At 74.9% G+C, this 12,395-nt stretch carries 12 protein-coding genes; 9 read left to right on the forward strand and 3 right to left on the reverse strand.

Features of this window, described 5'->3' with window-relative positions; genetic code table 11:
* The 3 genes from WD794_04775 to mnmA all read left to right on the forward strand — a co-directional run.
* Positions 1 to 1,445, forward strand: a 1,445-nt coding sequence (locus tag WD794_04775) for a hypothetical protein (protein MEX2289625.1), incomplete at its 5' end; no start/stop codon positions are given.
* Between the two features lie 34 nt (positions 1,446 to 1,479).
* Positions 1,480 to 2,658 (forward strand): cysteine desulfurase family protein, encoded by a 1,179-nt coding sequence (locus WD794_04780; GenBank protein ID MEX2289626.1) that lies wholly within the window; start codon positions 1,480 to 1,482, stop codon positions 2,656 to 2,658.
* Positions 2,655 to 3,704 carry a tRNA 2-thiouridine(34) synthase MnmA gene (gene mnmA, locus WD794_04785; GenBank protein MEX2289627.1) on the forward strand — a complete coding sequence of 350 codons (1,050 nt, stop codon included), beginning with the start codon at positions 2,655 to 2,657 and terminating at the stop codon, positions 3,702 to 3,704. Before WD794_04780 ends, mnmA begins: the two co-directional genes overlap by 4 nt.
* On the opposite strand, the gene WD794_04790 is transcribed toward mnmA, so the two are convergent.
* Positions 3,647 to 4,480 carry a phosphatase PAP2 family protein gene (locus WD794_04790; GenBank protein ID MEX2289628.1) on the reverse strand — a complete coding sequence of 278 codons (834 nt, stop codon included), beginning with the start codon at positions 4,478 to 4,480 and terminating at the stop codon, positions 3,647 to 3,649. The two genes, mnmA and WD794_04790, sit on opposite strands and share 58 nt — an antisense overlap.
* Before the next feature lie 67 nt (positions 4,481 to 4,547).
* Here WD794_04790 and WD794_04795 point away from each other — a divergent pair, with 67 nt between their 5' ends.
* From WD794_04795 to ligA, 3 genes are read left to right on the forward strand one after another with little or no spacing between them, the layout of a single operon-like run.
* Positions 4,548 to 4,799 carry a hypothetical protein gene (locus WD794_04795; protein ID MEX2289629.1) on the forward strand — a complete coding sequence of 84 codons (252 nt, stop codon included), beginning with the start codon at positions 4,548 to 4,550 and terminating at the stop codon, positions 4,797 to 4,799.
* Positions 4,796 to 5,767, forward strand: a complete 972-nt coding sequence (locus WD794_04800; GenBank protein MEX2289630.1) for a methionine synthase — start codon at positions 4,796 to 4,798, stop codon at positions 5,765 to 5,767. Before WD794_04795 ends, WD794_04800 begins: the two co-directional genes overlap by 4 nt.
* Positions 5,764 to 7,842 (forward strand): NAD-dependent DNA ligase LigA, encoded by a 2,079-nt coding sequence (gene ligA, locus WD794_04805; protein ID MEX2289631.1) that lies wholly within the window; start codon positions 5,764 to 5,766, stop codon positions 7,840 to 7,842. The genes WD794_04800 and ligA overlap by 4 nt, the downstream gene beginning before the upstream one ends.
* Here the strand turns inward: ligA and WD794_04810 are convergent.
* Complete coding sequence (locus tag WD794_04810) at positions 7,839 to 8,210, reverse strand: hypothetical protein (protein ID MEX2289632.1); 372 nt, start codon at positions 8,208 to 8,210, stop codon at positions 7,839 to 7,841. The genes ligA and WD794_04810 overlap by 4 nt on opposite strands.
* 112 nt (positions 8,211 to 8,322) lie before the next feature.
* Entirely contained in the window at positions 8,323 to 8,973 is a 651-nt protein-coding gene (locus tag WD794_04815) for an amino acid-binding protein (protein MEX2289633.1), read from the reverse strand.
* 88 nt (positions 8,974 to 9,061) lie between these two features.
* Here WD794_04815 and gatC point away from each other — a divergent pair, with 88 nt between their 5' ends.
* Genes gatC through gatB form a run of 3 tightly spaced genes read left to right on the forward strand, consistent with a single transcriptional unit; the run spans position 9,062 to position 12,367 of the window.
* A complete protein-coding gene (gene gatC / locus WD794_04820) occupies positions 9,062 to 9,391 on the forward strand; it encodes an Asp-tRNA(Asn)/Glu-tRNA(Gln) amidotransferase subunit GatC (GenBank protein ID MEX2289634.1) in 330 nt (109 codons plus the stop codon).
* Positions 9,384 to 10,871 (forward strand): Asp-tRNA(Asn)/Glu-tRNA(Gln) amidotransferase subunit GatA, encoded by a 1,488-nt coding sequence (gatA, locus tag WD794_04825; GenBank protein ID MEX2289635.1) that lies wholly within the window; start codon positions 9,384 to 9,386, stop codon positions 10,869 to 10,871. Before gatC ends, gatA begins: the two co-directional genes overlap by 8 nt.
* Positions 10,868 to 12,367, forward strand: coding sequence for an Asp-tRNA(Asn)/Glu-tRNA(Gln) amidotransferase subunit GatB (gene gatB / locus WD794_04830; GenBank protein ID MEX2289636.1), 1,500 nt, complete (start codon positions 10,868 to 10,870; stop codon positions 12,365 to 12,367). Before gatA ends, gatB begins: the two co-directional genes overlap by 4 nt.
* Positions 12,368 to 12,395 lie beyond the last annotated feature (28 nt).

A 12,395-nucleotide genomic window follows, 5' to 3' on the forward strand; every position in this document is an offset into this window, starting at 1 on the left:
GAAAGGGGAAACAGGCCGCCACGGCGGTACTGCGCCCCGGACTACCAATGGCCGCCTCCTGGGACCGACGTCCGCCCGCGCAACTCGACAGGACCCGGGACGCCGCGGTGCGCACCCAGGTGGTGAACGCCGTGGCGCCGTTCTCGCCGTTCTGGCGCGGCCGGCTGCAGGCGCTCGGCCGCCGGGCGTCCTCCGTCGCCTCCGTGTCCGGCCTGACCGGGCTACCGGCCGCCGGCGAGCGAGACCTGTGTCCGGACGGCGACCCGCGGGCGGCGGCCGCCCTGGTGCTGCAGGCGGGGGAGAACGGCTACGCGCTGCACGCCGAGGGCCCCCAGCTGCGCAGGGCGCTGGTCCGGCGGTTGACCGCGCCCGGGTCCTACAGCGCGGTCGTGGAGAACGACACCCGGCCGACGTCCTACGTCTGGGCCGGCCTCGCGCTGAGCTTCCCGCTGGCGAGCACCCGCAGCGACCTGGACGTCGTCGCGCGCGCCGGCGCCCGGCTGTGGCAGGTGCTCGGCCTGTCCCGCGCGGACATCGTGGTGAGCGCCCTGCCGACGCTGCCCACGGCTCAGACACAGGCGCTGCAGCTGGGCGCCCTCGGTGCGGGCTCGCCGCTGCTCGCTCCCGGCCCGCAGGTGGAGGCGGTGGCGGCGGCGCTGAGCCTGGTGCCGGCCAGCGTCCTGGTGGTCCCGGCGACCGGCGGCGCCGACCTGCTTGCGGCCCTGGTCGCGGCCGGCGTCGAGTGGGCGGGCCTCACGACCCTGCTCGTGGCCGGCGCCCCGAACGAGCAGGAGCGTGCCGCGTTGCGCCAGGCGCTCGACCGGGCCGGGCTGCAGCAGGTCGTCGTACTGGCCGTGCACGTGCCGGACGGGCACCGTGTGATGTGGGGCGAGTGCCGCGAGTCGGCCGGTTCCGCCGGGCTGCACACCTACCCCGACCTCGAGGTGGTCGAGCTGGTGGACCCGGAGAGCGGCGAGCACGCCAGTCGCCCGGGCGAGGTCGTGGTCACCCAGCTGGGCATGCGCGGGAGCGCGCTGCTGCGCTGGCGGACCGGTGATGTGGCCGACTCCGTGGACGAGGGCGCCTGCCCGAGCTGCGGCCGGACCGTCCCGCGGGTGGTCGGGGTGCGCCGCGGCGTGCTCGTGCCCGAGCTGGCCCTGCGCACCGGAAGGGCTCCGGTGGACCTGCGCGCCGTCGCGTCCGCGGTCGGCGGGCGTACCGACGTGGCCGACTGGCGGGTGGTGCGCGGCCGCAGCGGCCGCGACGACAGCGACGAGCTGCTCGTGCACGTCGCGCCCACGTCCGGCGCGGACCCGGCCGTGGTCGCCGAGGGGGTGGCGCACGACGTGCGGGTGGCCTGCGGGCTGCTGCCGACCCAGGTCGTGGTCACCGAGCCGGCAGAGCTGCCGACCGGCGCCGGCCCCACCCGCCGCATCCTGGCCTGAGCGCAGGCACCGCCGACGCGGCTACGCTGAGGTCGTGGCCTACCTCGACCATGCGGCCTCGACGCCCATGCTGCCCGAGGCCGTCGACGCCGTGACGGCGGCGCTGCATCGCTCGCTCACCGCCGCCGGCAACGCCTCCTCGCTGCACTCCGCCGGCCGCCGTGCGCGGCGGGTGGTGGAGGAGTCCCGCGAGCAGCTGGCCGATGCGCTGGGCGCCCGACCGTCCGAGGTGGTCTTCACCGGCAGCGGCACCGAGAGCGACAACCTCGCGGTCAAGGGGATCTGGTGGGCCCGGCAGGCCGCCGAGCCGCGCCGCACCCGCATCCTGGCCAGCGCCGTGGAGCACCACGCGGTGCTCGACGCCGTGGAGTGGCTGGTCGCCCATGAGGGGGCGACGGTCGACTGGCTCGCGGTCGACGCCGAGGGCCGGGTCCACCCGGACGTGCTGCGCGAGGCGATCGAACGCGATCCCGGCGACGTCGCGCTCGTCACGGTCATGTGGGCCAACAACGAGGTCGGCACCGTGCAGCCGGTCCGCCGGCTGGCCGACCTCGCCCACGAGCACGGCATTCCGCTGCACAGCGACGCGGTCCAGGCCGTCGGCCAGCTGCCCGTCGACGTGGCGGCCGGCGGCGTCGACGCGCTCACGCTGACCGGCCACAAGCTCGGCGGCCCGCTCGGCGTCGGTGCGCTGGTGCTCGGCCGCGACGTCGGCTGCGTCCCGCTGCTGCACGGCGGCGGCCAGGAGCGCGACGTGCGCTCCGGCACCCTCGACACGCCCTCCGTAGCCGGACTCGCGGTCGCCGCCTCGCTGGCCGTCGAGCGCCAGCCCGAGCTGCACGCGCGACTGAGCGGTCTGCGCGACGATCTCGTCCGCCGGGTCCGCGAGGCGGTCCCCGAGGCGGTCCTGAACGGCCCCGACGGACCGGACCGGCTGCCCGGCAACGCCCACTTCTCCTTCCCGGGCTGCGAGGGCGACTCGCTCCTGCTGCTGCTCGACGCGCGCGGCGTCGAGGTGTCCACCGGATCGGCCTGCTCGGCCGGTGTCGCCCGCCCGAGCCACGTGCTGCTCGCGATGGGCGCCAAGGAGGACGACGCCCGCAGCTCCCTGCGATTCTCGCTGGGACACACCTCGACGGCCGCCGACGTCGACGCGCTGGTCGACGCGCTCCCGGCTGTGGTGGAGCGGGCGCTGCGGGCGGCACTGCGATGAGGCTGCTCGCCGCGCTGTCCGGTGGCGTGGACTCCGCGGTCGCCGCGGCGCTCGCCGTGGAGGCGGGCCACGACGTCACCGGGGTGCACCTCGCGCTGGCCACGTCGCCCGCGACACTGCGTAGCGGCTCGCGCGGCTGCTGCTCCAAGGAGGACGCGCGGGACGCGTCGCGGGTGGCCGACGTGCTCGGGATCCCCTTCTACGTCTGGGACTTCGCCGACCGCTTCCGCGAGGAGGTGGTCGACGACTTCGTCGCCGAGTACGCCGCCGGTCGGACACCGAACCCCTGCCTGCGCTGCAACGAGAAGATCAAGTTCGCGGCGGTGCTGGATCGCGCGCTGGCGCTCGGGTTCGATGCCGTCGTGACCGGGCACCACGCCCGGCTGTCGGACGGGGTGCTCCGCCGCTCGGTCGACGACGCCAAGGACCAGTCCTACGTCCTTGCGGTGCTCACCCCGGAGCAGCTCGCCGGCACGGTGCTGCCACTCGGCGGGCTCACGAAGGCGCAGGTCCGGGACGAGGCGGCGCGGCGGGGGCTCGCGGTGGCGGACAAGCCGGACAGCTCCGACGTCTGCTTCATCGCCGACGGCGACACCGCCGGCTTCCTGCGCGACCGGCTGGGCGCGCAGCCGGGCCCGGTCGTCGACGCGCTGACCGGTGCGGTGGTCGGCCGGCACGACGGTGCCTACGCCTACACCGTCGGCCAGCGCCGCGGCCTGGCGCTGGACGTGCCGGCGGCCGACGGCCGGCCGCGCTACGTGCTGTCCGTCGAGCCGGTCAGCCGCACCGTCACGGTCGGTCCGGGCCAGGCGCTGGACGTCTCCGCCGTACGTGCGGACCGGCCGCTGTGGCTGGAGCCCCGGCCGCTGCCGCTGTCCTGCGCGGTCCAGCTTCGGGCGCACGGCGCCGTGCACGACTGCGTCGTGCGGGGGGACGGGCCGGGGTGGCGGCTGGAGCTGGCGAGCCCGGTCCGCGGCGTGGCGGCAGGTCAGGCGGCGGTGCTGTACGAGGGGGACCGGGTGCTGGCCAGCGCCACCCTGGCCTGAACCGCCCTGGCCTGGACGACCGCCTGCAGCGCCGCGACGGCGAGGACCAGCAACACCCCGGCCACTGCGTCGAGGTACCAGTGGTTCCCGGTGACCAGCACGACGACCAGCGTCAGCACCGGGTGGGCGACCGCGACCGCGCGCCAGGCCCGCGGCCGGCCCGCGTCCCGCGCCAGCACCCAGAGCACCAGCGCGCACCAGGTGGCCCAGGCCAGGTGCAGGCTCGGCATCGCGGCGAACGGGTCGCTGATCCGCTCGAGCACCCCGTGGTCGTAGGACCAGATGCCGCCGACGCTGGCCAGCGTGTCGACCGTCTGCTGTCCGGGCGGCATCAGCCGCGGCGGCGCCACCGGATAGAGCGCGAAGACGCCGACGGCGACGAAGGTGCTCAGCCCGAGCGTGCTGCCCAGGCGGGTCAGCAGACCGGGCCGGCGCAGCGCCAGGAGCAGCAGCACACCGGCCGTACCGAGGAAGTGCGCGCTGCCGTAGTAGGCGCCGCTGGCGCGCACCAGCCACTCGGAGCCCAGGACCAGCTGCTGCAGCTCGCGCTCGTGCGGCAGGTGCAGCGCCTGCTGCAGCGCCAGCACCGCATCCGCATGCCGCTGCGCTGCCTCCCACGCCGCGGTCGAGGCCAGTCCGTGCTGGTTGCGGGCGTAGGCGTACAGCGCGTAGATGACGGCGACGGCGGCCAGCCGCAGGACGGCCGCGGCCGGCCGCGGGAGAAGTGCGGGGTCGACGGCCGGCAGCCGTCGACCCCGCAGCTCGGCAGTGGTCACGCCACCACCTTCCCACCACCGTCGTTCCGGCAGCGGCACCAGGCCCTCGTCCCGTTAGGCTTCGGGCATGACCGGCGACGACGTGCAGCTCACCGACCTCGAGGTCATCCAGCGCTTCAGCCTGGCGGTGCGCGGCGCGACCGCCTCGCGGGCGGCGGTCGTCGCGGCGCTGCAGGCCGACCTCGACTGGCTCACCGGAGCTCGCCGCGCCGCGCCGACCGAGCCCGCCGTGAAGAGCCCGAAGCGCACGCCCACCGCCGCCAGCCGGACCGGGAGCGCCCGGGCCAAGGCTGCGCCGAGTCGGCGTCCGACGGGTTGACCGGACCCTGGTCCGGCGCGACCGGCATCGGGAGCATGCCGGGCACCGACCCGGTCGAGGCGGTGCGGGTCGTGCTCGGCGAACTGCCGGACCTGCCCTTCCTGCCCGAGCTGCCGGCCCGCGGGCCGCACGCCGACCTGGCCGGCCGCAGCGCCGCCCTGCTCGCCGACCTGCCGGTCGACCTGCAGCCGGTCGGCTGGCGCCTGACGACCGGCCGGTCCCGGGACGGCGCCCGCGCCCGCGACCTGCTGTCCTACGACCTCGACGCCCTGCAGGAGGCGGCCGACTCCCCGCCGGCGCTCAAGCTGCAGTGCGCCGGGCCCTGGACGCTGGCCGCACTGCTCGAGCTGCCGAGGGGCGACCGGGTGCTGTCCGACCCGGGCGCGGTCGACGACCTGGCGCAGTCGCTGGCCGAGGGGCTCCGCCGGCACCTGGCCGACGTCGCCGGCCGGCTGCCCGGCACCCGGCTGGTCCTGCAGCTGGACGAGCCGTCGCTCCCGACCGTCCTGGTCGGTGGCATCCCGACGGCGAGCGGCTTCGGCCGGCTCCGGACCCCGGCCGCCTCCCGGGTGGTCGAGGTGCTGGCCTCCGTGCTGGCCGCCGCCGAGCACACCGTCGTGCACTGCTGCGCCCCGCAGGTGCCGGTGGGCATCCTGCGCCGGGCCGGCGCCGGGGCGGTCAGCCTCGACGCCACCCTGCTGACGCCGCGTGACGACGACCCGCTGGGCGAAGCGGTCGAGCAGGGCGCCGGCCTGTTGCTGGGCGTCGTACCGGGCCGTGACCTCGACGCGGCCGCGGCTCCCGTCCGGAACCTGTGGCGTCGGCTGGGTCAGGCCCCGGAGCGGCTGCCGGCGACTGTCGTGGTCACCCCGGCCTGTGGCCTGGCCGATTCCACCCCCGGGCAGGCCCGTTCCGTACTACGGGACTGCGCCGAGATGGCCCGCCGGCTGGGGGAGGCCCCGGAGTGACGGAGCTGGTCGACGGCGTGCCCGTGGACGTCCGTGAGCAGCACGCCGCGCTGTCCCGCTCGCTCGACGAGAACGCCTTCCGTTACTACGTCCTGGACGCTCCGACGATCTCCGACGGGGAGTACGACGCGCAGCTGCGCGAGCTCCGGTCGATCGAGGCGGCGCACCCCTCGCTCCGCACGCCGGACTCGCCCACGCAGAAGGTCATGGGCACCATCTCGACCGACTTCACCCCGGTCGACCATCTCGAGCGGCTGATGAGTCTGGGCAACGTCTTCAGCGCCGACGAGCTGCGCGAGTGGGCGGCCCGGGCGCGCAAGGAGGCCGCGCAGGCCCGCTGGTTGTGCGAGCTGAAGATCGACGGGCTCGCCGTGGCGCTGGTCTACCGCGACGGCCGGCTGGTGCGCGGGGCCACCCGCGGCGACGGCCGCACCGGCGAGGACATCACACCGAACGTCCGTACGCTGAACAGCGTCCCCGCGGTCCTGCAGGGTCCGGACGTCCCACCGCTGCTCGAGGTGCGCGGCGAGGTCTTCATCACCACCGCGGACTTCACGGTGCTCAACGAGCGCCTGGTGGCCGAGGGCAAGGCGCCGTTCGCCAATCCTCGGAACGCCGCTGCCGGGAGCCTGCGCCAGAAGGACCCCCGGGTCACCGCGACCCGGCCGCTGAGCCTCACCGTGCACGGGATCGGCGCCCGTGCGGGCTGGGAACCGGTGACCCAGAGCGGGGCCTACGAGCAGCTCGGTGCATGGGGGTTGCCGGTGAGCCGGCAAGCGCAGGTCTTCGACGACCTCGACGGGGTGCTGGGCTACATCGCCCACTGGGGGGAGCACCGGCACGACGTCGAGCACGAGATCGACGGCGTGGTGGTCAAGGTCGACCAGGTGCCGCTGCAGCGGCGGCTGGGCGCGACGAGCAGCGCGCCGCGCTGGGCGGTCGCCCACAAATATCCGCCCGAGGAGGCGACGACCCGACTGCACGACATCCGGGTCAACGTCGGCCGCACCGGGCGCGTCACGCCGTTCGCCTACATGGAGCCGGTGCAGGTGGGCGGCGTCATGGTCAAGCTTGCGACGCTGCACAACCAGGACGAGGTGCGGCGCAAGGACGTGCGGATCGGCGACACGGTGGTGGTCCGCCGCGCCGGCGACGTCATCCCTGAGGTGGTCGGGCCGGTGGCGGCGCTGCGGGACGGCACCGAGCGGGACTTCGTCATGCCGGCGGACTGCCCGGAGTGCGGCACCGCGTTGAGCCGGCCCGAGGGGGAGGTCGACGTCCGCTGTCCCAACACGGCGTCCTGCCCCGCGCAGCTGCGGGAAGCGGTCTTCCACTTCGCCGGCCGCGGCGCGATGGACATCGACGGACTGGGCTACGAGACGGCCACCGCGCTGCTGCAGGCCGGCCGGCTGACCGACATCGGCGGCGTCCTCCACCTGACGGCCGAGTCCTTCGCCGGCCTGCGGGGTTTCGGTGCGAAGAAGGTCGAGCAGATCCTGCGTGGCGTGGAGGCGGCCCGGGATCGGCCGCTGTGGCGGCTGCTGGTCGGCCTGTCCATCCGGCACGTCGGACCCACCGCGGCGCAGGATGTCGCCCGCCACTTCCGCACCCTGGACGCCGTGCTGGCAGCGTCACCGGAGGAGCTGGCCGCGGTCGACGGCGTCGGCCCCGTGGTGGCGCAGGCGCTGCACGACTGGTTCCTGGACCCGCGGCACCGCGAGATCGTCGGACGGCTGCGCGCCGGCGGCGCCCGGACAGCCGACGAGGGTGCCGACGAGGGACCCCGGCCGCTGGAGGGGCGCACGGTCGTCATCACCGGAAGCCTTGCCTCCTACAGCCGCGACAGCGCCATCGACGCCGTGCAGACCCGCGGCGGGAAGGTCACCGGCAGCGTCAGCAAGAAGACCGACTTCGTCGTGGTGGGCACCGAGCCGGGCGCCGCCAAGTACGACAAGGCCGTCAAGCTGGGCGTTCCGATGCTCGACGACGCCGGTCTCACCGTCCTGCTCGAGCAGGGCCCGGACGCCGCCCGGGCAGCCACGGTCCCGGCTGCGGAGGCGGGCGGGGCAGCCTAGCTGCGGCCGGCTGCGGGCTGGTTGCCGCCTGCCTCGTCGGCGGGCTCGCGGGGCATGGCGCGGTCGACCGCTGCGCTGGCGGCGCTGTAGGGAATGCCCTCGAGCTCGGCCAGCTCGGAGACGAGCATGCCGACGGGCAGCCCGAGTGCGGCCCGCTGGGCGATCAGCGGCGGGTCGAACACCGGCAGCGGTGTCGGAGCCGAACGGCTCCGGTCGTGAGTGCCGGCGTCGGCGCCGCTGCCCCCGCTGGTGGCCGCCGCGGCCGCCACGGCCGGCGGCGGCGGTCCACCCGCCGGCGCAGCAGAAGGCGGCGGCTCGTTCGGCGCCGCCAGGACGGGCAGCTCGCCTGTGACACCAGAGATCCGCATCTACTCTCCTTTGTCGGCCGGTCGGCCGCCGCTGCACAGGGACGGCGTCCTGTGCAGGTATCGGCAGGGCCGCCGCCCCGCCGCACACCCGATCGGGTGATCACGCGGAACGTCAATCGAGGGTGGATTCCACCGTCGCGACGATGCCCGCGAGATGGCCCAGCCGCAGCACCTCGGAGGCCCGGAAGCGCGGCCCCCCCGGCCGGCCGACCAGCACGACCCGGTCGGAGCTGCCGACCGCGGCGGCGATCAGCTCGGTGCCCAACACCTGCCATCCCTCGGGCACCCACGGGTCGTCCGGCTGCAGCCGGCGCGCGCCCACCATGGGCAGCCAGGACAGCGCCAGACCGGCCACGTCGGGCGCACCCGGGCTGGCCTGCAACAGCCGGGGACCGCTCTCCAGCAGCAACGCCCAGCCGGCCCGGAAGACCCCCGGCAGGTGTTCCACCAGCAGCTGCGGAGCGCGATGCGGGTCTGCGGCCACCGCGTCGACCAGCTCGAGATCGCGGTGCAGGTCGGGGCCGCCGTGATAGGGGCGCAGCGACTCGACGACCACCCCGGGTACCGACTGCGCGCTGGTGATGAGGGCGTCCGCGAGCCCGCCGGGCGGCAGCGCGACGATCAGGTCGTCGACGGCGCCGTCCGGCCCGCGCTCGACGACGTCGAGGGACAGGATGTCGGCGCCGGACCCGCCCAGCGCCGTCGCGACAGCGCCGAGCATGCCCGGGCGGTCGGGCAGCACCAGCCGCAGCAGGTAGGACATCCGGTCGGGCCTCCTCGGGGGAATCCTCGGGGATCCGCGCCACGACCCTAGACTCACCGACGTCCCCACCGCCGTGCCGAGGAGCCGCATGCCCGAGATCACCCGCGAGGAGGTCGCACACCTCGCGCGGCTGTCGCGGCTGGCCCTGGACGACCACGAGCTGGACGGTCTGGCCGCCCAGCTCGACGTCATTCTCGGCGCCGTCGCCCAGATCTCGCAGGTCTCGGACGCGGCCGACGTGCCGCCGACGACCCACGCGGTGCCGGTCGAGAACGTCACCCGGCCGGACGTCGTCATGCCGTCGTTGCACCGCGACGACGTGCTGGCCGGTGCTCCGGCTGCCGAGGACGGCCGCTTCCGGGTGCCGCGGATCCTGGACGCCGAGGAAGTCCGCGGACAGGAACAGCGTCATGAGTGACCTCACCCGGCTGACGGCCGTCGAGACGGCCGCCGCCATCGCGGCCAGGGACGTGAGCGCCGTCGAGGTCGCGCAGGCGCACCTGGACCGGATCGGCGCCGTCGACGGTGACGTGCACGCCTTCCTGCACGTCGACGCCGAGGGCGCGCTGGCGCAGGCCGCCCGCGTCGACGCGGGTGAGGTGACCGGTCCGCTGGCGGGTGTGCCGCTGGGGCTCAAGGACGTGATCGTCACCAAGGGTGTGCCGACCACCGTCGGCTCACGGATGCTCGAGGGCTGGCGCCCGCCCTACGACGCCACCGTCACCGAGCGGCTGCGCGCCGCCGGCGTCGTCGTGCTCGGCAAGACGAACATGGACGAGTTCGCGATGGGCTCCTCCACCGAGCACAGCGCCTACGGCCCGACGTCCAATCCCTGGGACCTCGGCCGCATCCCGGGAGGCAGCGGGGGCGGCTCGGCCGCGGCCGTCGCGGCGTACGAAGTCCCCCTGGCGGTCGGCACCGACACCGGCGGGTCGATCCGCCAGCCGGCGGCGGTCACCGGGACTGTCGGCGTGAAGCCGACCTATGGCGGGGTCTCCCGCTACGGGCTGGTCGCCTTCTCCAGCTCGCTGGACCAGGCGGGGCCGTGCGCCCGCACGGTGCTGGACGCCGCGCTGCTGCACGAGGCGGTCGCCGGCCACGACCCGCGCGACTCGACCTCCATCGACGCGCCGGTCCCGCCGGTCGTCGCGGCCGCACGTCACGCGGACGTGACCGGGCTGCGGGTCGGCGTGGTCAAGGAGCTGTCCGGCGAGGGCTACGAGAGCGGTGTGCAGGAACGCTTCGACCAGGCCGTCGCGCTGCTGCAGGAGCTCGGCGCCACGGTGACCGAGGTCAGCTGCCCGCACTTCGCGTACGCGCTGCCGGCCTACTACCTGATCGCGCCGTCGGAGGCGTCGAGCAACCTCGCCCGGTTCGACAGCGTGCGCTACGGCCTGCGGGTCGGCGACGACGGCGACCGCAGCCTCGAGGAGGTCATGTCGCTGACCCGGGCGCAGGGCTTCGGCGCCGAGGTCAAGCGCCGGATCATGCTGGGCACCTACGCGCTGTCCAGCGGCTACTACGACGCCTACTACGGCCAGGCGCAGAAGGTCCGCACCCTCGTCACGCGTGACTTCGCCGAGGCCTTCGGCTCGGTCGACGTGCTGGTGTCGCCGGCCTCGCCGACCGTCGCGTTCCCGCTGGGGGCCAAGCTGGACGACCCGCTGGCGATGTACCGCCAGGACCTCGCGACGATCCCGAGCAACCTCTACGGCGGCCCGGCCATGTCGCTGCCGGTCGGCCTGTCCGACGGGCTGCCGGTCGGCCTGCAGGTGATGGCGCCGACGATGCGCGACGATCTGCTCTACCAGGTCGGCGGCGCCCTCGAGGCCGCGCTGCACGACCGCTGGGGCGGCCCGCTGCTCGCCTCCGCCCCCGAGTTGGAGGTGCAGGCGTGAGCGAGCGTGTCCCGTACGCCGAGGCGCTGGAGGAGTTCGAGCCGGTGATCGGCCTCGAGACGCACGTCGAGCTCGGCACCGTCAGCAAGATGTTCTGCGGCTGCGACACGACGTTCGGCGCCGAGCCGAACACGCACACCTGCCCGGTCTGCCTCGGCCTGCCCGGGGCGCTCCCGGTCGTCAACGCGCAGGCCATCGAGTCGACGATCAGGATCGGCCTGGCGCTGCACTGCGACATCGCGAGCTGGTGCCGCTTCGCCCGCAAGAACTACTTCTATCCCGACATGCCGAAGAACTTCCAGACCTCGCAGTACGACGAGCCGCTGTGCACCGACGGCTATCTCGACGTGGACGTCGACGGCGAGGTCGTGCGGGTGCCGATCGAGCGGGTGCACCTCGAGGAGGACACCGGCAAGTCGCTGCACGTCGGCGGCGCCACCGGCCGCATCCACGGCGCGTCCCACTCCCTCGTCGACTACAACCGGGCCGGGATCCCGCTGGTCGAGATCGTCACCAGGCCGGTGGTCGGCACCGGCCGGCGTCCGGCGGAGGTGGCGAAGGCCTACGTCACCGAGCTGCGCGACGTGCTGCGCGGCCTCGGCGTCTCCGACGTGCGGATGGAGCAGGGCTCGCTGCGCTGTGACGTCAACGTCAGCCTCAACCTGCCGGGCGAGGACTGGGGCACCCGCTCGGAGACCAAGAACGTCAATTCGCTGCGCAGCGTCGAGCGCGCCGTCCGCTCCGAGGTCGAACGGCAGGCCGGCAGGCTCCGTGCCGGGGAGCGGATCGTCCAGGAGACCCGGCACTTCCACGAGGACACCGGGATGTCGACCTCCGGCCGCTCGAAGGAGGAGGCGACCGACTACCGCTACTTCCCCGAGCCCGACCTGGTGCCCGTCGCCCCCGACCCGGCCTGGGTCGCCGCGCTGAAGGCCGCACTCCCGGAGGCGCCGTCCGTACGACGTAAGAAGCTCACCGGGGAGCTCGGGCTGTCCGACCTGGACAGCCAGGCGATGGTCAACGCCGGCGTCCTGGACGTCGTGCTCGCCACCGTCGAGGCCGGCGCGCCGGCGGCCGAGGCCCGTAACTGGTGGCTCGGCCACCTCGCCCAGGCCGCGAACACCCGCGGGGCCGATGCCGCCGACCTGCCGATCACGCCGGTGGAGGTCGCCCGGGTGGTCGCGCTGGTTGCCGAGGGCGCGCTCAGCGCGGGGCTCGCGCGTCAGGTGGTCGACGGGGTGCTGGCCGGCGAGGGCTCGCCCGACCAGGTCGTGCAGGCCCGGGGCCTCGCGGTCGTGTCCGACGAGGGAGCCCTCGGCGAGGCGGTCGACGCCGCCCTGGCGGCGCAGCCGGACACCGCGGAGAAGATCCGGAGCGGCAAGGTGCAGGCCGTCGGCGCGCTGGTCGGCGCCGTCATGAAGGCGACCCGTGGGCAGGCGGACGCCGCCGTGGTCCGGCGCCTGCTGCTCGAGCGCCTGGGCGTCAGCGAGCCGTAACGGACGCCGGACCCATGGGGGCCGACCA

The organism is Mycobacteriales bacterium (assembly GCA_040902655.1).
Classification (GTDB): domain Bacteria; phylum Actinomycetota; class Actinomycetes; order Mycobacteriales; family SCTD01; genus SCTD01.